11 protein-coding genes are annotated in these 23,197 nt (G+C 42.4%); all 11 read right to left on the bottom strand.

Annotated elements, in window-relative coordinates:
• Positions 1-95: 95 nt before the first annotated feature.
• The gene (locus T489_RS0105625; RefSeq protein ID WP_051621822.1) at positions 96-3,371 is read right to left on the bottom strand and encodes a glycosyltransferase family protein; all 3,276 of its coding nucleotides are present in this window, start codon (positions 3,369-3,371) and stop codon (positions 96-98) included.
• A gap of 164 nt (positions 3,372-3,535) precedes the next feature.
• Complete coding sequence (locus T489_RS14165) at positions 3,536-5,782, bottom strand: polysaccharide deacetylase family protein (RefSeq protein WP_051621821.1); 2,247 nt, start codon at positions 5,780-5,782, stop codon at positions 3,536-3,538.
• Positions 5,783-6,071: 289 nt separating this feature from the next.
• Entirely contained in the window at positions 6,072-7,223 is a 1,152-nt protein-coding gene (locus T489_RS0105615) for a KpsE/RkpR family capsule polysaccharide export protein (RefSeq protein WP_031579076.1), read from the bottom strand.
• Positions 7,220-7,882 (bottom strand): ABC transporter ATP-binding protein, encoded by a 663-nt coding sequence (locus tag T489_RS0105610; protein WP_031579075.1) that lies wholly within the window; start codon positions 7,880-7,882, stop codon positions 7,220-7,222. The genes T489_RS0105615 and T489_RS0105610 overlap by 4 nt, the downstream gene beginning before the upstream one ends.
• Entirely contained in the window at positions 7,882-8,658 is a 777-nt protein-coding gene (locus T489_RS0105605; protein ID WP_031579074.1) for an ABC transporter permease, read from the bottom strand. Before T489_RS0105605 ends, T489_RS0105610 begins: the two co-directional genes overlap by 1 nt.
• Positions 8,659-8,674: 16 nt before the next feature.
• Complete coding sequence (locus T489_RS13505; RefSeq protein WP_051621820.1) at positions 8,675-9,934, bottom strand: polysaccharide biosynthesis/export family protein; 1,260 nt, start codon at positions 9,932-9,934, stop codon at positions 8,675-8,677.
• Positions 9,935-11,266, bottom strand: coding sequence for an aminotransferase class I/II-fold pyridoxal phosphate-dependent enzyme (locus tag T489_RS0105595; protein ID WP_051621819.1), 1,332 nt, complete (start codon positions 11,264-11,266; stop codon positions 9,935-9,937).
• On the bottom strand, positions 11,266-18,855 hold the full coding sequence (locus tag T489_RS0105590) for a type I polyketide synthase (RefSeq protein WP_157608075.1): 7,590 nt from the start codon (positions 18,853-18,855) through the stop codon (positions 11,266-11,268). The genes T489_RS0105595 and T489_RS0105590 overlap by 1 nt, the downstream gene beginning before the upstream one ends.
• Positions 18,856-18,941: 86 nt before the next feature.
• A complete protein-coding gene (wecC, locus tag T489_RS0105585) occupies positions 18,942-20,180 on the bottom strand; it encodes a UDP-N-acetyl-D-mannosamine dehydrogenase (protein ID WP_031579069.1) in 1,239 nt (412 codons plus the stop codon).
• A gap of 131 nt (positions 20,181-20,311) precedes the next feature.
• A complete protein-coding gene (gene wecB / locus T489_RS0105580; protein ID WP_037318871.1) occupies positions 20,312-21,457 on the bottom strand; it encodes a non-hydrolyzing UDP-N-acetylglucosamine 2-epimerase in 1,146 nt (381 codons plus the stop codon).
• Between the two features lie 294 nt (positions 21,458-21,751).
• A complete protein-coding gene (locus T489_RS0105575) occupies positions 21,752-22,927 on the bottom strand; it encodes a nucleotide sugar dehydrogenase (RefSeq protein ID WP_031579067.1) in 1,176 nt (391 codons plus the stop codon).
• Between the last annotated feature and the right edge of the window lie 270 nt (positions 22,928-23,197).

Raw genomic sequence — 23,197 nt, 5'->3', positions numbered from 1 at the left:
CTAAATAATATTAAACAGTTCTTTTATAACAACAGATTACAATTATTCGGATAAGACGCCTCCGGTCTTATCATTAACCTTTAATAAAAAGTCACCTACTTTCTAAACAAACTTAATTCCTGCTCAATGATTTCATCCATTGAAAGTCGCTTTACGGCTTCTTCAGAAGTCTTTCTGCTCATTTTAACAAACATATCAGGATTATCCGCCAGAGTACCTATTGCTTTTGCTAAGGATGTCGGATTTTCAGGTTCCGCGAGCATAGCCGTTTCACTGTTCACGAATTCAGGTATCGCCGCAATGGAAGTGGTTACGGGAACAAGTCCTGACGCTCTGGCTTCATCACGTGACACTCCCTGCGTATCATAACGTGATGGACACAGGAACACGCCATACTGAGAATGCAGTTCGGCTATTTCATAATGATTCAGGAAACATCTTCTGATTTTCACGTTAGGATAATCATTCAGGATAGCCACCGTCTCATCAAAAAGTTTGCCGTCTCCTACCAGAAGAATCTCAAATCTGCTGAAATCAGGTCTCTTAGCAAGCAGATTAATGGCATTCATTGTCTGATCGTTTGCGTACATTCTGGTAGCGAACGGTCTTATTGAAAGAATTCTGTATCTGTCTTCAGGCTTCTTTTCATGATACTTGAAAATCGAAGTATCTATAGGATTATGAATGATGGAATACCTTCCTTCAGGAAGTCTTATTCCCAAATCCTGCATCACCACCTCTGCCAGAAATTCCGATACAAAAACAAAATGCAGATTTGCAGGCAGATTCTTGAATATCGGAGTCCAGAAATCCCTGATGCCATCACTCGTGATATGCCCTTTTCTGATTTCATCCTCAGTCACGTAATTGTAGCTTCTTCTGTCAAAAAGCAGCACGTCAGCCCCGTGGCACCATACAAATATTTTGATGTTTTCCGGAAGTTTTCCAAGACTTTCCCAGATAGCCGGTGTCATGAAATGCGTCAGTACGGTATCAACACCGTCATTAAGGATTTTATCCAGAGCCTCATTGTTGCCGGTAATTACATCGACACCTTCATATTCAGAGAATATAAGCTCCGCACTGTTCTGAACCAGAACAAATACCAGAGGCTTTTCCCCTTTTCTTATATATCCCCTGACACGACTGTGCACAAAACCGTATCTGTAGATATCCTTATATGACGGATAATGATGCACTACAATAACTGTTTTGTGCTTATTGAATATTTTTCCCGGAAGAGTGAATAAATCCCTGCATTCTTCAAGATAAATGTTTTCTACTACCGAATTTCCTTTTTCGGCAATTCTGAGTCCCAGTCTTACATGAGTAACATTATCCGGAAGATCAGCAGTGACATTAGTGTTCGGCTGACAGAGTTTACTGGAAATCTTTTTACCGTTTTCGTAAAGATAATAGGCAAGTCCCACTCTTGTACCGCGGTTTCTGAGATACAGACGTAACTCTCTGGAATCCGTAAGTTCGGAAACCTCGAATTTTTTCTTCAGCAGAAGGTAATCATGCTCCGTAGCAGGAAGCTCATAATCCAGGGCTAAACCGTCTTTTTCATTTCTGAGTACAATGTTTCTTTCCGGCTGTTTTTTCTTTCCAAGAAGAGAAGCGAACCTGTCAAACAGCGATGTTCTCTTTTTCGCGGCTAAAGACTTCTCAATTTCCTCGTAAATAAATGCGGCAGAAAGTTTTTTCATATTTTCATCAGATTTCTGCTTCTTTATCGGCTGTTTTTCTGCTATCTGCTGAAGTTCGGTAACGGAATAACCGCAATCAGTCGTTTCCTCATTGTCTGAAAAAACATTTCTCAGTTCAGAAGTAATATCGTCCGCACGAAGGTTTCTGCAGTAATTAAATGAATCCGTTCTTAAGCCCTTTTCGCTGACTGCTTTATGAGAATCAGCCACAATCTCAGCAAGATGATTCAGGAAACTCCGTCTGTTTAAAACCGCTTCATCTGGAATAACGGAATCAGTATACGTATACGGTCTGTCAGAAACTGCAGTTCTCTCAATTTTCTGATTTCTGCTTTCAAAAACCGATGACTTGACGTAATTGCCGGTATCGTCATATCTTGTTGCAAGCATCAGATCCAGAAGGTAATTTCTGTCATAGAAATTCTGAGCGGAAAAACAGGCAAAGAAGCCTGATTCAGACTGCTTAGGAAGCTCATCCGCTGTTTTAACAAAAACAGTATCTCCATCCCCTGTTGAAGATGCCGTAACATCGGCTGAATCCGATAGTATGACAAGACGTTTTCTGCCGTAACTCTGATTACGGAACATCTTCAGTATGTCAGAATATTCTTTTCTGTCGCGGACACGGCTCCAGACGGTGACTTCCGGCTGCCATGCATAATGCTCCTTTATTATTCCTGTTTTATGCAGAATGTAAGCCAGACGATCTTCATATGTAGACTCTGTAAAAACCTTCCTGAGTCCAAGAAGTCTCAGTCTGTCCGTAGTCAGCGGATCCCTATCCAGATTTCGCAGGCGTCTGACAATGTCCTTGCCGCTGTCACTTACAAGCATCAGATCTCCGAACAGAGTCTTCACGCCGATGCAGTAATTGGAAACAATAAAGGTATTGCAGGCAAAAAGTTCAAACACGCGCCTTGCACATGACTGCGCCTGTTTGATTGAATTCAGATTGATGGAATAATTGTAGCCCTTATAGGCTTTGTCTACTTCTGTATATGACAGACATCCTCTAATATATTTCTGATAGTTTTCAGGAAACATATAGTTGGGATCATTTTTTCCGAACTGTCTGTCGTAAATATCTATATCCTTATAGTCCGGCAGATACTTTATATAATCATCCAGATCTTCCGTTCTTTCCCTGTACCTTACATAGTAGGAACCGGCAAAACAGAACTTATCCAGACGCTGATATTTTTCTATGGGATTAAACAGCTTTGGCTGCACTCCCATGGGAAGGTAAAACGCATTGTGCTTTCCGGTCAGAGATTTATACTTTTCAACACAGTTGAAATCATAGGTAAAGATATAATCAAAATTAAGAGCAGTTTCCCTGAACGTTGAAAAATGAACGGGATCTTCCTTGTTCCAGAATACAGTAGGTATGTTTCTTGATTTACACCATTTAACCGCCTGCATCAGTTCAGCAGAACAGTTGGATATCTTTCTGTACCAGAGGCCGTCAGCGCCATGCCATGCTGATTCAACAAACAGTAGCTCAGGAACATTTTCCTCAAGCTGACTTATAACATTATCCGGCTTAAGCTGATACATGTCTGCTTCAGGAGAGTAGCTGTTCCAGGTAAAATCATCCATTATAGCTGCAATTCTGACAGTCCTGAATGAATTTACCTTATTTTTATTTTCTTCCACAGACATCTTATCTTCCTGATTACGACCTATCAACTAAACCCATAATTTACCATTATCAGCCAGTATCGACCAATACGAAGTACATTATCCAACATAAATAAATCAAAGCGATCATTTATCTTAAATCATCGCCTGTCTAATAGAGATTAATCGCAGTTTTAACAAATATTTTACTTTTTCTGTCTTAAACTGTTCCTGATATACTCCACTTCGCAGGAAGAAATTCTATTCATCCTTGGATTACCTACTAAATTACAACTTTCAGTTATGTGTTTTATTTTTACCCTGCAGTCTTTAACCCAGTCCAGATTTCTTAATTCTCTACGAATGCTGTTTGGGAAACTGATAAATTCGACATCCTCAAGTCCCTTGCTATTATTTAAAACTTCTTTAATAGCAACAAAGGAGGCTGGAATCCTGCAGTTAAATTTCAAAGCTGAAGATATACAGTGACGGATACCATTTACAGCGGCAAAATTCAAAGCCACAAAACCGCCGGCACTTGCCCCCACACATACAGTTTCCCCGTAATCATCGCCTATAACGGTTTTTATCTTATCCATAATAAATGATAATACAGTATCATTGCCTGCTGCATTAAAACACTGAGTATTAGAGAGTAAATCATTGTCATCAAGCAGTTCGCTTAAATAAATAACCGTACAGTCTACATCCTGCAGTGAAAAGAGTCTTTTGGCATAAAAAGGATAATTGACCACATTTTCTTTAGTAACGACTTCAAAAGAAGGAAAAACAATAACCACACCATTTTTCCTCTTTTCAGAGTTTTTCACTATCAGACGGAGGTTCACTTTATTTTTCTGCGCTTCCGGTATGTCCTGAGCAGATGTTTCCTTTGAATCGATTTCTGGTCTAAAATCAAATACATGAGTAGAATATGTATCTACAAAAGAAAACGCCAGATACCTCAACGTAGCGAACTTAAATCCAGCAGGTATTCTAAATGAAAAAGTCACAAAGTACGTATTCTTTGGAAGATTGAGATATATATTACGATTGCACTTCAGCAATCTGCTTCCCAGTCTATTGCCATGCTCATCATAAAAATAAATACCAAAATTCATTTCTTCAGATGAATCCACACCGAAATACAACGGCAGTCTTTCATCATGAACAAAATCCTTCAGCATGAATCTTGAGGCCAAAGGAATATACATGTGTTTACTGATTTTATTCGTGGAGGTTATCTTCAAACCTGAAGGTGTTTCATGAAATTTTAACAGGCCTTTAAACTGATCCTGTTCTATATTCTTATGTAAAAAAGAACCTGAGAAGAAATATTTCGGTCCTCTGTGAATTCTTCGGATATCAATCCCTGAATCGTTTCCGGCATCTGTATAGACATCAGAAAGTTCACTGGAAAGACCTGCCGTATCACCGGATACATTGTCAAATTCATTGATCTTCTGTGCTTCGTTATCAAGGCTTTCAAGACTGATTATATTATCAGGTACATAAACAGCTTTAGAAACATCTTCAGTTCTTTCAATCTGGAATTTACCGGAATCAATTAAGTATTTGAGATCCCTTGAGTCAATAATGTCAAAATCCTGACTCATCTTTTTCAGCATGGTTCTGAAGCCTTCCTGAAGACGATCATCCTTATAGTACTGAAATCCTTCCTTATCACGATACAGGAAGGACCAGGAATGCATCAGACAGACAAGAAACTCATCCTTAGGGGACACGCTGTACGGAATAATGGAACCGAGAGAAGAACGGTATTTAACCAGACTGCACAGAGGATACTGAAATCTTACCCACCAGTTGTCCCTGAACCTTGAAAAGAAATTCTTTTCGGTTACCGGCACTTCAATAATGCCGTTGGACCATCTGAAAGGTTTCTGATAAGGAATCGCATACGGACACTGTCCGAGTACCCTGGAAGCCACGGTATTGTTGAACGCCATGGGAATGTCCAGATCCTTAAGCATTTCGAGAGTCAATGAATTCCATCTGAATGAACCTGCTCTGTATGCATTTATTTTCCGGTTAAGAACGCTTTCCAGATCTCCTGCAAATTTGGTAAAAATGAATTTCAGTTTTTCCTTATCCCCTTCCTGATACATATTAAGGAAACGGGGATTTTTGCTGAAACCTTCCTTTTCCCAGAAGCTGTCAGGCAGATATTCCGGATGAAGATGCAGTTCAACATCCTGTCCGTGAGTATCCAGCCATTTCACCACTTCAAGAATTTCATCTTTACGATCATACGCCCCGCATAAATCCACGAAAAAGGTAATTTTTCCACTGAATTCGCTGGCGATTGAAGCCATTTCCTGAACACCGGCCTTTCCTTCCTTAAACTGCCCCAGCATCAGACGATTTACATGATCTTCAGTAGCTCTGTTAGGTAATGCTTCAGTATCATTGGTTAAAATACAGTATCTGTTCATAACTTCTATAACGAAAAATATGCAATATGTATCAAATCAGTACAGGTATACGCCCGTATAACTAAAAAACTGGATTCAAAGTTAATATACAGTTTTTAAATTATGTTACTCATCTCTAACATTCTTTCTTTATATTAACACTAAACGCCGAAAATATTCACGCATACCGGCAAAATACACGAGAAAATAAGTCAGTCTTTCTGTTTCTGTTCTAAAAACATACAAAAAAAGTTCCGCCTATACAATATGACGGAACTTTAAAACACTGCTCAATCACGTCAGTTAATGATTAATCAACATGATCCAGAATAATGGACTTCAGTAACTGAAGCATTCCGAGGAACAGTAATGTAACGAAGAAAGTAACCAGTGCATTATAAATTCTCTCAGGCTTCATTGCATATTCCGGCATTGAAGGATTCTGCACCACAGACACATGCTTAATCAGTCGGGCAGCATTCATCTTACCCTTAACCAGACCGGTAAGAGCTGATGAATAAATATCCTTTTTAAATTCCAAATCCATTTTAAGGATCTGTTCCCTGTCAACCAGTTCATTGAGAGAAGTTCTCTTGTCAGATGTAAGGATTGAACGAACTTTTTTAATCTGTCCGTCAATCGCAGCAATATTCTTGCTTAAAGACTGCTTTATCTGATTGTCAGAACCAATGGAAGAAGGCAGTGACTGCAGTTTAATAACCAGAGCACTCTTCTGTGCTTCCAGATCGGCAATTATTTTCTGATAATTTTCCACTTCAATGGTTGGAGAAGCCATATTCTTCTGATTCTGGAAATTCAGCAGATTATCACTTGCAGTCTGAAGATCCTGTCTGGCAGTCTCAACTTCCTTTTCCAGGAATAAAACCTGTTCATTGGCTATGGCATGACTCATGGAGTTCATGAATATTTCACCTTCATCAACCAGGAATGATGAAATATTTTTTGCCATTTCAGGAGTGAAAGCCTGTGCATTTATTCTTACAACACCGGTATAGTCATCGTATTTTACGGTTACATGATCCTTAAAATAACCATAGAACCATTCAATCTCTATATCCCTGTCCCACATTCTGGAAATTATGTCGTGTTCCCTGTCAGCATAATGACTTCTTAAATCATATTTTGCATCTAGTTTTTTTAGCATATCCAGAGAAGTAAGATAATCAGTAAGGATCAGCTGGTCACTGGCATTTCCCGCCGTACCGCTAATCATACTGAGAAGATCCAGACTATTAGAAGAACTCGCACTATCAGTATTCTGCACCATCACCACAGCTTCTGAAACATAACGATCAGAAGCAAATCCCCAATAAACCATGGAAACAAGTGCAAGGATGTAAATACATCTGAAAACATATTTAAAAATACGATTTACGATTCTTGATGATCTTCCCATATCCTTGGGCATAGAACTAACGTTTTTGATATTATTTTCACTCATACCTTTATTGTTTCCTTGTATGCATACAGTGCATCATCCAATTTGTCGTACCAGGTTGCATGCCCTTTGTATAAAAATATTCCTGAATCACAGAAATTCTTTAAAGTTGAATCACTGTGAGCCACCATAATAATGCTTGATTTTCCCACCAGATCCTCAAAAGCTTTCTGCGCTTTTGCTCTAAAAGCCGCGTCCCCCGCTGCAGTTACTTCGTCTGACACATACACATCAAAATCAAATGCCAGAGACAAAGCAAACTGGAGACGTGAACGCATACCCGCAGAATATGTGTTAACCGGTTTGTCAAACGACGCTCCCAAATCTGCGAATTCCTGAATTCTGGCTATACGTTCCTCCATTTCATCTTCAAAACCGTGGGCTCTGCAGATAAATTTGGCATTCTGACGACCTGTCATAGTTGCCTCTACACCACCGTTGCCCATAGGCCAGGACACACGACAGAGACGCTGAACCGAACCATAAGTAGCGTAATCCGCCCCGCACATAATACGCAAAAGGGTTGATTTGCCGGCGCCATTGCCACCTACTATGCCAACACTCCTGTTTTTGGGAATAACCAGGTTAATACCTTTCAGTACCCAGTCTCCAACTCCTTTAGTGGTGGTATATCTTTTATATATATCTTTTACAATAATCATTACTGTGCCACCAGCCTTGTCTCAAGACTTCTGTATAATCCCATACCAATAACCAGAAATACTAAAGCAACCCCATAAAGGTACCACAAAGATACATCCAAGGTATGATAATCAGGCCAGAATCCCAGTCTCATACATTCAAGTCCGTGCAGAACAGGATTTAACGCCACATATGATCTGTACGGTTCCGGAACTGTATTCATGGGAATAATCACACCGGAAATAAAATACATAGGCATCATCAGAATCTGCAAAAAATGTCCGCTGTCTCGGACAATTCTCATACAGACTGATGATATCAGACCGTATCCCAAACCTAACAGCCATAATCCCAAAGCTCCGAATAAAACCATCAGCGCATTTTCGGGAATAACAGAAAAACCAAACAAAGCAAAGACGATTAAAAGGATGACAAATGTCCAGAACATTGTAAACAATTCAACAACAGCACTGGTTAATGCCGTATCAAAAGGTCTCACCTGTCTGAAAGCAAAAAAAGCCCTGTTGCAATCTAAAGCATGGATACCCTGCACCGATGTTCTTCTGAACAGGAAAAAGCCAATCATTCCAACCATGATCCATGTGGCAACATCAACACCACCAACAACTTTTGTCCTAATCACAGTAAAAATAACAACCATGACCCAAATGTGAATACATGGTTCAATGAAAAGCCAGGCCCAGGCGCCACGGCTTCCAAAAAAACGACTCAGGGCATCTTTTAAAAAAAGAGCCTTCCACACCATAAGGGTGTTTTTTACGGGATTTCCACTCATAACAGTCTATCTTGAATTAGTCAGTCATTTTATTGACGGTATTTCCCCATGAAAGCGCAGGATTAACAATCAGACCAACTATACGCAGGAACTTGGACAGTTCATAGCTTGAAGCTGTAGCAACATAAATAACGTCGCCGTTTTTCACACTGAAATTCTGTGAGGAAAAAAACGCTCCAGGCTGACTGAAGTCAATCTGATATACCACCGGAATTGACTGAAGCTTGTTGTACTTATCCATCTGTTCCATCGGATATACCCATGATTTAGTAGATGAACCGCTGTTATTCTGCGCTGAAGCATTCTCTATGGAATTAAACTCATCAGAAAGTTTTTTATATGTGTCCTTATCTTCAAATCTGAATACAAAAACACCAGCCGGATCAGCCATATTATCATTCAATCCACCTGCGCGGGACAGAGCCTGAACAAGATTAATTCCGGTAGATTCAAAATTAATTTCTCTTGCAGCGCCGCCGTTGGCTCCCATTACAGAGAATGACCATGGCTGATACATTGCAATCATAACATCACCGGCGTTAAGATAGATATTCTGCTTAGGATCCTTGATAACTGTCTCCAGAGGCATATCAACAGTCTTACCGTTACGAGTAAGACTTATGGTGATTTTATTGAAGCTGTTGGCAACACCTGCTGAAGAAGCGATGGCATCAAGTATTCTTTCTCCTTTAGGACTTAAAGAGACCTTACTGCCTCCCTTGACGTCTCCTAAGATGGTGACATTATCGGTCGGTTTGGTCAGAACATTTATCATCACCTGAGGATTATTGGCTTTTCCATCAAGATTTCTGATAATTTCCTTTTCCACTTCACGAACAGTCTTACCGACAACGGAAATCATGCCTACAAACGGAACGGAAATCTTACCGTCACTCTCAATAATCTGGGTAGGAAGCTTCTGAGAAGTAACCGCCAGATTTTCGCTGTTTACACTACTGGTTCCAAAGAGAAGAGCCGGAGCACTTTCCCAGATGTAAATATCAAGGGTATCGCCACGGGAAATCTTGTATGCCTCAGGTTTTGTGTCCCCGAACACGTCAAAGAATGTGGATTTTTCATTACCACTGTTAAGAAGATCCGTTACATTCTCATCAACCATCACCAGAGAAACCGGAGTCTGCTGCTTTTTCTGATCTTTTATATCGCCATAGCTTGGACCTGCATGAGGCAGACTGCAGCCGGTTAAGGCTACAGGTGCTGAAACGAGAGAAATAAGTAATGCTGTTTTAATGCAATCTGCTAATTTGGAAATCATTTAAATCCCTTCATTCTTGCATAGTGAAGACAGAATTTCACAGGTCTTCACTATCTGTTCTTTAGTATGTTCTGAGGTTATGAAAAATCTCAGTCTTGCCTGCTGTTCCTCCACAGCAGGATGAATAATAGGCTGTACGTTCACGCCTTCCTTAAACATGGCGGCGGACAGCCATACGGCTTTTCTGGAGCTTCCGGTTATAATCGGTACAACTGAATATCCGATTGATTTACCGGTATTAAGATTAAAGCTTCTGGCAGTTTCCAGAAAGAGTCTGCCGTTCTTCTGCAGTCTCTCCACACTTTCAGGATTTTCCAGCATAAGGCTGAGAGAAGTCTCAGCGGCTGCTGCCATTGGAGCAGACATGCCCACGCTGAATACAAAACCAGGAGCATTATACTTTAAAATGTCGATTATGTCCTGCGAACCTGCAATATACCCCCCGCAGCTTGCAAGAGTTTTGCTGAGAGTCCCCATCCAGAGATCAACGTCATTAGGATTTACTCCGTAATATTCATAAACGCCCCTGCCGGTCTTACCGAGAACACCGAGAGAATGTGCTTCATCAATCATCAGGAAGCAGCCGTACTTCTTTTTGATTCGAATGAGTTCAGGAAGATCCGGAACATCACCGTCCATGCTGAAAAGACCTTCCGTTACCACCAGAACTCTTTCGTAGTTCTGTCTGTTCTTTTTCAGGAGGTTTTCAAGAGAAGTACAATCGTTATGAAGATACGGAAAATGAGCTGAACCTGAAAGCTTGATGCCTTCAATGATACTGTTATGCACCAGGGCATCATAGATAATCAGATCCTTTGCGCCGAACAGGGTACTGATAACGCTTATATTGGTAGCGTGACCGCTCACGAATACAACAGCGTCTTCAGCCTGATAAACCTCGGCAAGCTTCTTTTCAAGAGTTCTCTGAAACGGTCTTTCTCCGGCCACCAGACGGCTGGCACCTACGGAGGTTCCGTGGGTTTCAACAGCTTTTATAACCGCCTCATTAACTTCTTTAGAGTTATTCAAACCAAGGTAGTTATAACTTGAATAGTTGATATAGTCCCTGCCGTCAATTCTGGTCATGGCTCCGGTCAGCAGTTCATGCTGTCTGAAAAACGGATCCTCAACATGGAAAGTTTTAGCCAGAGTTCTCATGGTACTGATTTTCTGAAACAGGGGATGTTCACTGAAGGTGGTGAACTTTCTGTTCACCTTTGGCTGACTGTCCTCTGCTATCAGATCTCTCGCCTCAGAGTCATCTCCTGACTTCTCAGACTTTTCCTTGATGATTGAATTCAGTATTCCGGAAAATTTAGGCGGATTAAACATTACTGGTCTCCCCCTGTCATATTCTTCAGAGCTTCACGTTCCTCGGCATCCACGTGAGATAAAATAACCTGCTGAACGGAATTGATTTCTTCATTTTCACCTGATTCACTGCCGGTAATCTTCATGTAAATCTTTTCAGCAAGCTTTAATACGGTAGGATTATCCTGGAATGCCATTACTGAAAGCTTGATTCTGGTCTTTTTCTCGATGCTGACAATAAGTTCCATTGCCATGAGGGAATCCAGACCTATACTCTGCAGATTCAGATCCTTGGCGATCTGGTCTGCACTTAAGCCCATGGTATCCGCTATTTCTGAAACCAGCATGTCGGAAATCACGGAAATGGCATCATTTCTGTCACGACCTTCAATAACTGAAAGCAGATCGTCATTGCCGAAATTCTTAAGCTTGAGCTTATCACTCTGAACCAGTTCATAAACTCTTGATGAAACCCTGCCGGAAGTATCGGCAACCCCGGCCCAGTTCAGGTTGGCAAATATATTGACACCGCCGCGACTGATTGCCGCAGGAAGCAGGGCAAGAGCATCTTCACTTGATAATGCTTCAGCTCCGAGAACGGATTCAAGGGACTTCTTAATCTGGGTTCTCGAGCTCAGATAACCGGTATCACTGATTGGGCCCCATTCAATACAGCATGAAGGGAGACCGGCGTTAAGACGCATTGCGGTGAGGCCTTCAAGACCTGAGTTTGCAGATACGTAGTTTGCCTGTCCGATATTACCAATGGCTACGGAAATTGAAGAATAGACCACGAAGTTTCTGAGTTCAGCTGAGGTAAATACCCTGTGAAGGTTGTACGCCCCCAGGAACTTAGGATTAATAACCTTTGCATAAAGTTCTTCATTCATACCCTGAAGCATGGTATCGGCAAACACTGCAGCGGCATGAATAATACCGTTTACGGTTATTCCGGCCTTATCAAGTCTTTCCTTTAAGGACAGTACGTCATCCGCAGCGGAAACGTCGCACTTTTCAACAGTTACGCTCAGATTTAATGATGAGACAAGTCCGTTAAGTTCAGACTGTACGTTTTCATCCTTAATACCGCTTCTTGAAACCAGAACCAGTTTTCTGATTCCCTGACTTATCAGATAACGGGCAGTTGCGAAACCGAAACCGCCGGTACCGCCTGTAACCATCCATGTGTCATCAGCACTGAATACGCATGCCGGTGATTTTTCAGAAACAGCCCCGGCAGATTCTGCAGCCGCGTCAACGCCGTGAACGGTTCGTTCAACGGTAATCTTACCGATCTGACCGCCCTGCTGCATAAACTTGAAAGCCTTAACAACGTCGCGGTCGTTGAATCTGGTAAACGGCAGCGGAGTAAATTCGCCTTCGGCAAACAGACTGATTACCTCATGGAACAGTTCCTTGGCACGCTTTGGATAAACCTTGAACAGCTGATCAACGTCAATGGCGAAGTAGCTGATGTTTTCCTTAAGGGCACGTAAACCTACTGTAGTATTCTCAACGAAGTCTCGCTTACCGAGTTCCATAAATCTGCCGAACGGCCTGAGAATTGACATACTGCAGCGCATGGCTTCACCTGACAGACAGTTCAGTACGGCATTTACGCCTTCACCGTCAGTATCTCTCATAATTTCGTCATGGAAATCAAGATTACGTGAATTGTAGGTATGCTCAACACCGAGCATCTTCAGGAAATCACGCTTTTCAGGACTTCCCGCAGTTGCATAAACCCTGAGACCGAGATGTCTTGCAATCTGAATGGCGGCTATACCGACACCACCTGCCGCACCGTGAATCAGGATGCTTTCACCTTCTTCCATTCTGGACAGATAACGGATTGCATACCAGGCGGTAAAGAATACAATCGGAGCAGTGGCGGCGGCATCAAACGACCATTCATCAGGTACTTTTGCTACTGCATATTCAGGTACGGTAAGTCTGTCCGCAAAACATGCGGAACCGAAACCTAAAACTCTGTCTCCCGGAACGTATTCAGTAACATCAGAACCAACCTTTGACACGACACCGGCAAATTCCAGACCGAGAGCCGGACCTGAGAAGCCGTTTTCCAGCGCATCATCAGGAACAAGTCCCATGGTAAGCATGATATCGCGGAAATTAAGACCTGTAACCTTAACCTCAACTTCCACTTCATTAGGGGCAGGTTCGCAGACAGTCTTAGGCTTCCAGCAGAGATTTCTGAGTCTGCCCGGGCTTGAGAAATCAAGATAATAATTGCCGGCAATATCGTATCCGGAAGTAACTGAATCACGTTTTGCCGATTCAGAAGCAGTACCGAACTCTCCGGTTCTCACCACGGTACGGAAACGACCGTTTTCAGTAAGAATAACTTCATCGGTTCCGTCAGCGGCGAGCAGATCCTTAACAAGCCCGTCGGTAAGAGCTGATGCATCACTGTCTGAAACAGATGAAAGATCAATGCTTCTTACTGCCACGGCTCCGGCCTCACTTCTGATAACACGGGAAAGACCGATAAGAGCGGACTGTTCCGGAACAACATCGTGAGCAGTATTCTCATTACGTACGGAAGAACCGTTAATGGTAACAACGGTCAGAGAAACAGCCCCTTTAAGACCGTTCTTTTCCGCATAGGTGTTGAGTCTGTTGGCCACAGTGGTCAGAACATCAAGAGAATGACTGATTTCTGAACATTCTGCTGAATATCCGAATCTTTCGGCAAGGCCTTCATGACTGTTCAGACCGCAGTCTGAAACATAGACATAGCTGTCGTATTTTCCTGCAGCAGGAACATCATCAGATGAAGCGACCTCGGCAGAAACACCGGCATCACTTAAACGTGAAACAATCGTCTTCACAAGACCGCTGTCGGCACCTGCTGAAATCACTGCATAGGAATGAGTAACCCCCAGAGCAGCATCCTTAAGTGAAACATCTTCTTCCTTCTTCACGAAGAGAAGATAGGCACCTCCCTGATAACCGTCTGCAGACTTTTCCTGATATACGGAAATATCCTTAAAGTATTTTTCAAAAAGAGTCTGCCAGTAATCAGGACTCTTAAGAGGACTTGCAAAACCTTCGTCATTTCTCTTTGACCACCAGCCGTCACAGAATCCGTGACACATATTGGCAGACCAGTCTGAGTATCTTTCAAGAACCGCAATAATACCGCCAGGAGCCAGCATATCCCTGAGATTTTCAATGGCGGCAATCTGAGCTGAAGCCTTAAACAAGGCTTCCTGAACCACGATAAGATCATATGCGGCAGGAACTGTCGGATCATTGCGATCTGTTTCTACAGTCAGGGTATCGGCATTGAATTTTGCCTTTTTGACATTGTCTGAAGGATTTATTTCAGCCATATCCTCATCATTGAGAGCAAGAACTTCCACATAGCTGTCGCTGCCGAGACTGTCTGCTAAAAGCTCTCCGACCTTGAGACTGTTACTGCCGATCTCAAGTACTCTGAGTTTAGAGGAATTTCTGCCGTTTCCAAGCTTTTCAATAAAGTCGGACATGGCATTTCGCATGCCGGTATAGAGGAGTGAGTATCCGTTTCTTTCGGAACCTGATAAATCACCGTCATTTTCGGAAATCTCCCCCTTCATAAGATTCTTTAATCTGTTACCCACGCGATAAACAGGAAGCAGATCAGGTAAAGCTTCAGGACAGATATGATAGGCATACTGAATAACATCGTTGCCTGAACCGATTTCCTCCTGACTGATGAATTCTGAAGGTACCCCGTTATCAAGCTTAACAAGACCGTGCTTTGCCAGAAGTTCAACAAGATATGCATATAACGGATTTTCCGCAATCTTCTGCATGTCCTGACCTTCAGCGGCAAGTTCTCTTACAGCGGAAACCGCATATGCGAGAACAGACTGTTCCATCATCGGCATAACCTGACCGTACCACTTTCTGCGATCGGAGGTGTCCGCTGAAGATTCAGCAAGAGACTTAACCAGATCTGAAGCGGAGGCTGCTGATGTCAGACCGGAGGAAAGAGCATGCGGAGCGGATAAGGCCTCATAATGCCATGAAGCAACTGTCGCATCTGAAGCGGAGGTATCGGATTTCGGCATCATGTTGAATCGGCAGTTGTCCATGATACCTACACATCTGTCATTTTCATCAAACAGACAGAATGAAGCCAGAATGCTTCTTGAAGCTATTCTTTCAATCTTTGCCACAATGCTGGCAACTTCGGCATTTTTCATTATGGAAATACGACCGAATTTCACCGGCAGATAAGCGGAATTTGCAGAACTCAGCTGCTTTAAGGCAAACAGTGAATGGAAACCTGCATCCAGAATTCCCGGATGGATAATGTATTTTTCATCATGCTTTGCCAGAGCTTCACGGTTAAGAGAAATTCTGAGCACGTCATCGAGAATCTCAACGTGATCAACAATGGCGAACTGTTCACCGTAAACAAGGCCGAGACTTTCAGTTATTTCATAAATTTCATCTCTGTTCACGACCACAGGAGTCTGTGAAGCGGCGGAAGCTGTTTTTTCACTGTAGAGATTAACGGCGGAGCTGATGGCGGCATCGTCTGTCGTCAGCAGACGTCCCTTAACGTTTCTGCTCCATTCGTCAAAAGACAGATAGTCTCTGCTGTAGATGTCAAAAGACATGGTTTCAGGAACAATTCTGAGTCTAAGAGACTTGTAGTTTTCCCTGTCGAAAACCAGTGAACTCAGAATATCCAGATGTTCAATATTAAGGCACTCACCGTTATTTACGCATGAGGCTCCTTCAAGAACCGTTTCAATAAAGTCGGCGGCTGCATATACGTACTCTCCGTCGACGACATGATCGCGAAGCAGGCTGAACTTGGAAGGCTCCAAAACATTCTGCCAGGTTCTGTCGGCGGAATGAATATTCCAGCCTAAAAGAGGGAATATGCGGAACTGCTTTGGCTGCTTTTCAGAGGATTCCTTACATTCATAAAACTTTTCATGCCACTGATAATGAGGCAGATCAACGTAGTCCACTTTCACCGGGAAGAATACGCTGCGATCAGGTTCTGCAACGGACAGATGGTAATCCATTACAACATGAGTAATACGCTGACTACTGTCATTATTAACGAGAAGCGTAGATCCGATTCTGGCATCAACACCTGATTTCCTGCAGATGTCACGGAGATAACGCTGAAGAATGGCATTAGAACCGATTTCCAGCACATAGTCAAATCCGTCTTCCACCATGGCTTTTACGGACTGATAGAACTGAACCTTGTCTCTGATGTTGTGCCACCAGTAATTGTTCTTAAGTGAATATCCTTTTTCAAGCTTACGGCCGAGAACCGCGGAGTAGTAGGCAACACCTTCTGAAGAAGCGCTGATACTGCCAACGTCGGCAAGCATGCTTACGACATCATTCTCAATGATATTCATGAACGAACTGTGGAACGGATAGTCAACATCAAGAATCTTAAAGAACACGCTCTTTGATGAGAAATACTCCCTGAGCTTTCTGATGGTTGCCTCACTGCCGGAAACGGTAATATTGTCTGATGAGTTAACAGCAGCCACATCAACGTCCGTAAAGCCCAATTCGGTCTTAACCGCATTGAAATCGGCTTCTGATACGGAAACTGCAGCCATCTTGCCGTGACCGCGGGTTCTGTCCTGAAGCATACTGCGGATGCAGATTACCTTAACCGCTTCGTCTATGGTAAGAAGTCCCGCCACATAGGCAGCGGCAATTTCACCCATGCTGTGACCTACCACGGCTTCAGGCTTAAGACCGCCCTGTCCGAGAACAGAAGCAAGAGACACCTGAATGGCAAAAATCAGAGTCTGAGCAATCTTGGTATCCTGAATAAGTTCGGCTTCATTTACTGATAATTCTTCTGCGGCCTTTCCTAAAACAACGTCCTTAAGTGAAATGTTGAGATAAGGTTTAATCTTGTCTGATAAGGAATCAAAGCAATCGGCAAAAAGTCTGTTTTCCGCATACAGAGTGCGTCCCATACCGACGTACTGAGAACCGTTACCGTTAAATACGAAAGCCACACGATGATAAGGCTTCTTGGTACAGGCATAAAATACATTATCGTCAGATGAACCTGATGCGTAGCCGTCAAGAGAAGCAAGAAGAGCTTCCCTGCTTTCCGCGGCCACAGCCAGTCTGTGTTCGTATTCATCCCTGGCATTTACCGCAGTATAAGCGACATCATAATAACGATACTTATTGCTTCTTATCAGGGATGCATAGGCACCGCACATATCCTGAAGTGATTCTTTGGTCTTTGCGGAAACAAAAAGAGGAGGAACCGCAGATACAGATTCTGAATCAGCTGCTGAATCCGAATTCTCAGGATATGACTGAATTATTACGTGTGCATTGGCCCCGCCGAAACCGAATGAATTGAGAGCACCGGTACGGACGTTCTTGTCGGTAAGCTTTACCCCCTGCTGAGAACAGAGAATGTTGAGCCCTGCAAAATCAATTTTCGGACTCGGTCTGAAATCAAACGGAATAGGAGGAACTACGCCGTGCTTCAGTACCAGCACGGTTTTCACGAACCCGGCAAGACCGGACATCGGTTCCATGTGACCGAGATTGGCCTTTACGGAAGAAACAGGCAGACGTTCGTTTCTTTCCTTTGCGTAAACTGATGAAATTGAACGAACTTCAATAGGGTCGCCTACAGGAGTACCGGTTCCGTGAGCTTCAATAAAGTCAACATCATTTACTGAAACACCGCTTCGTTCGAGAACCTGATGCATCAGCTGGGTCTGGGCGATTTCAGACGGAATGGTCAGACCGCTCTTGCGTGAACCGTCGGTGTTCACGCCTGAAGCCTTGATAACGGCATGAATTCTGTTGTGATCCCTTACCGCATCTTCAAGAGGCTTCAGAAGTAAAGCAGCCACACCTTCCGAACGGACATAACCGTTTGCCCTTTCATCAAAAGGACGACAGGTTCCGGTCGGTGAAAGCATTGAAGCCTTACTGAAACCTACGAATGAATAAGGATTCTGCAGTAAATGGGCGCCGGCAACAATGGCACACGGCACTTCACCGCTTCTGATGGCCTGACAGGCGTGATGCAGGGTAACCAGAGAGGATGAACATGCAGTGTCCATTGACACGGACGGACCATGAAGGTCAAATACGTAGGAAATACGGTTAGAGGCAATGCTCAAAGTATTACCGGTCATGGTATAAGGTGATATTGACGGCATATCCTCATCAGCCTGAAGACCGTAATCAAGAGATGATATACCGGTATACACGCCACAGTCCGTACCTCTGAAATCTTCAATGCGGATATTGGCATTTTCTAGGCATTCGTGAGTAACCTTAAGCAGAAGACGCTGCTGAGGATCCATCCATTCGGCTTCCTTAGGAGAAATCCCGAAAAAAGACGGCTCAAAATATTTAAATGAATCAAGCACCCCGGCATTGAAGGACACGCTTCTGCCCGGAACCTGCTTATTGTCATCCTGATATAAATCGGTTGGCCATCTTGATGACGGAATCCTGGTAATGGCACAGGTGCCACTACTGATTAATGACCAGAACTGCTCTTCGTTTTTTATCCCTCCAGGAAACCTGAAGGCCATGCCTATAACAGCTATATCTTTATTATTACTCACTAACACGCCTATATATTTTTTCTTTTGTATTCTTCTAATAATCCGTTAAATTTACGAGGTTTTGTTCACGTTAGAGTTTTGTCCGATTATCTCTTCCACAAACCTCTGGTATCAATGAGAATCTGACTGTCACTGAATACCGGATGAATTTCCTTAAATTCCTTATGATCAACCAGGAGAAGTATGACATCGGCCTTAAGAGCCTCATCAAGATCAACCAGTTTCAGAGGCTTATCCGCTAAAGAAACCGGCAGTTCGGTAATATTAGGTTCCACAGCAACTACGCAGTCAGGATATTCCTGAGCCAGATCCCTGGTAATGAAAACAGAAGGACTCTCTCTGAGGTCATCAATATCCGGCTTGAAAGCCAGCCCCAGACAGGCAATGGTACAGTGTCTGTTTAATTTTGCAATGGCATTCCTTACCTGCTGTTTAACCCATTCCGGCTTGCCGTCATTAACATTTCTGGCGGTTCCGATTATTTTTGCAAGATCAGGAGTCTTGCTCACAATGAACCATGGATCAACGGCAATGCAGTGTCCGCCGACACCCGGTCCCGGATTCAGGATATTTACACGCGGATGGTGATTTGCAAGGGAAATAAGCTCCCACACGTCGATATTCAGACGATCACAGATTAAGGATAATTCATTAGCAAAGGCGATATTCACGTCTCTGAATGAATTTTCGGTAAGCTTTGACATTTCCGCTGTTCTTGAATTGGTCTTTAACAGCTCACCTTTCACAAATACCGCATAGATATCAGCCGCCATGTCAGCTGATACACGATTAATACCGCCGATAATACGGTCATTATCAATAAGTTCATACATGATTCTGCCTGGAAGTACTCTTTCCGGACAGTATGCAAGATAGATGTCGCATACATCATTATTTTCATCGGCAACAGCAAGATCCGGACGCAGTTCACTGAATATTTCAGCGACCCTCTCGGTTGTACCTACCGGAGAAGTAGACTCCAGAATCACGGTATTCCCCTTCTTAAGATAAGGAGCAATCTCTTTTGCCGCAGCCTCGACATAACTGATATCAGGTTCATGTGATGAGCCTTTAAAAGGAGTTGGTACGCAGATAATAAAACCGTCTGCTTCACAGGCACTGCACGAAGCCTTAAGCATGCCTTTTTCAACAGCCTGCTTTACCACTTCACCGAGTCCCGGTTCCACAATGTGGATTTTCCCCTGATTTATAATATCAACCGCATGTTTATTGACGTCGACTCCATGGACTTCAACGCCATGTGATGCAAACATGGCTGCAGTTGGTAATCCGATATATCCTAAACCACATATACAAAGTTTCATCTTTTATCCTATACTTATCTTATATCAGTATCCATTCTGATTTATATTTTTTTCTTACGGCATGCAGCCGATTCTCATATTCAGCAGCCTCAAACCTCAGTATATTCCTGATGACATAAAAAATCATGTCATCAGACCGCTTCAGCATCCCCAATATCCAAACCTGAAGCATCCATAATGGCTCTTACAATTCTTTCTGAAGAATGTCCGTGTCCGTACGGATTCTTTGCATTCTTCATTTTAATGTAAGCATCATGATTATCTAAAAGCTCGGATACCCCCTTTACGATGGCTGACGAATCCGAGCCTACAAGTTTCGCACATCCAGTCTTAACGCCTTCAGGTCTTTCCGTAACATCACGCATAACCAGAACAGGCTTTGACAGAGCCGGAGCTTCTTCCTGAATACCTCCTGAATCAGTAAGTACCAGATATGATGCATTAAGGAGAGCCTGGAAATGCAGATAGGAAAGAGGAGGCAGAAGCAGAACTCTTGCATGATTGCTGAGAATAGACCTTACCGTTCTCTGAACCAGAGGATTCAGGTGCACAGGATACACAAAAAGGCAGTCCATATACTTATATGAAAGTTCCTTTATGGCGTTGCAGATATCTACCAGCCCGTCACCAAGATTCTCACGTCTGTGACCGGTTATAAGAATAATCTTCTTTCCCTGTTCCAGAGCTTTCTGCACGTCAATATGCAGAAAATCATTCTTGCCCTTCACAAAATCTCTTACCCAGAGAAGAGCATCAATTACGGTATTTCCGGTAACAAAAACCTGTTCCGGAGGTATACCTTCCTTAATCAGGTTGGCATAAGACAGTCTTGTAGGTGCAAAATGGAGATCGGCAACACGGGTCACTATCTGACGGTTCACCTCTTCCGGGAACGGAGCAAATTTATCATAGCTTCTGAGACCGGCCTCAATATGAGCCACCTTTATATGTCTGTAGAACGCACACATGGCTCCAACCATAACGGTTGTGGTATCACCCTGTACAATCACCCAGTCAGGTTTTTCCTTTTCAAAAACCTCATCAATAGCCACATAAAGCTTTGAGGTAAGAACAGCAAGTGACTGTCCGTGACTCATCACGTTGAGAGAAATATCCGGAACGATCTTGAAGTCAGCAAACGTATCATCGATCATCTGCTGATGCTGACCGGAATTACATAAAAGAGTGGTAATCTCCGGATGTCTCCTTAACTCCATAACTACAGGAGCCAGTTTTACAGCTTCCGGTCTGGTTCCCGCAATCACTATAATCTTCATATAACTACTGTACAATCCCTGTCTTAAGTAATCATATTTTCACAAAAACATCACCTATACAAAAAACAGTAACTTAAGCATTCAGTTATGTTTTTGTGCAAATATATTCAAAATCATCACAAACACAACGAGCATCGATACTTTAATATCTGAATCTCTTTTTCCGTTTTATCATAATAAAGGGAATCTGCATTTATGATCAGAAATCCATTGCAATATTTGTTAAAAAGTTAACCTCCTACACAGTTATAAAATTTTTTCAGGAGGTTAACCTGCAATATAAATAATTACACCTTATTCCTTATTGAAGATATCTCTGGTGTAAATCTTTTCTGCCACGTCGGCAAGTTCTTCACTCATACGGTTACAGATAATAACGTCTGACTGAGATTTGAATGTCTGAAGATCCTTCTCAACCTTTGAATTGAAGAAGGTTTCATCATTAAGCATCGGTTCATAAACAACAACGTTAATGCCCTTAGCCTTGATTCTCTTCATGATACCCTGAATTGAAGATGATCTGAAATTGTCAGAACCTGACTTCATAACCAGTCTGTAAATACCAACTGTAGAAGGCTTTCTTGAAAGAATATCAGAAGCAATGAAATCCTTTCTTACGGTATTTGAATCTACGATGGCCTTGATAATGGTATTTGGAACATCCTTGTAGTTTGCCAGAAGCTGCTTGGTGTCCTTAGGCAGACAGTAACCGCCGTAACCGAATGAAGGATTGTTATAGAAATCACCGATACGAGGATCCATTGAAACACCCTGAATAATATTCTTGGTGTTCAGCCCCTTCAGAGAAGCGTAGGTATCAAGTTCATTGAAGAATGCCACTCTCATAGCGAGGTAGGTATTGGAGAACAGCTTAACACTTTCTGCTTCGGTTGGAGGAAGAATGAGTGAAGGGATCTTTTCAGCCGGAGTAAGAGCCACGCTCTTAAGGATTTCAATATACTTTTCACCGAAAGCCTTATCGTTGGTACCGATAATGATTCTTGAAGGATAAAGATTATCGTAAAGAGCACGACCTTCTCTTAAAAATTCAGGTGAGAAGTGAAGCTTGGAAACTGAAAGATCCTTCTTGGTCTTTTCGGTAAAACCTACAGGAAGTGTACTCTTAACAACAATATCAGCTTCAGGAGCATATACCTTAACCTGTTCGATAACACTGAGAACTGAATCTACATTGAAGTAGTTCAAATCAGGGTCATAATTGGTCGGGGTAGCAATGAATACAATATCACTGCCGGTTAAAATTTCGTTTGGATCTGTTGAAATGGTCAGATTAAGATTCTTGTTTGCAAGATAATCACTGATGTATTCATCCTTGATTGGAGATACCTTTGCCTTCAACTTGTTTACTCTGTCTTCTGTAATTTCAAGCAGGCCAACCTGATACTTGGTTGACAACATTACTGAAACTGACAGGCCTACATATCCTGCACCAACAACTGCTATTTTCATTTATTTATTCACCTATAAAAAAAACAACAACACCTTAACATCGAATCAACACGTCGACCAGGCGCCACAAACTTTTACAAAAAGCCAATCTACACCAAAAAAGCGATAAAAACCCGTATTTATTCTACAAGGTAATCAAGGCTCTTTATTAGAGACAAAGGATTTTTACAGATTATATTGTGAGGTCGTTCACATTGATTGTTAAAAAAATTTAACTGATTTTAGCTAATGATTATTTAGTATTCAACCTGATTTTTCAGTGGTAACATT

The organism is Ruminobacter sp. RM87, from assembly GCF_000701925.1.
GTDB lineage: Bacteria > Pseudomonadota > Gammaproteobacteria > Enterobacterales > Succinivibrionaceae > Ruminobacter > Ruminobacter amylophilus.
The sequence above is the reverse complement of the archived record's forward strand: the minus strand, read 5'-3'. Positions and strand labels throughout refer to the sequence as shown.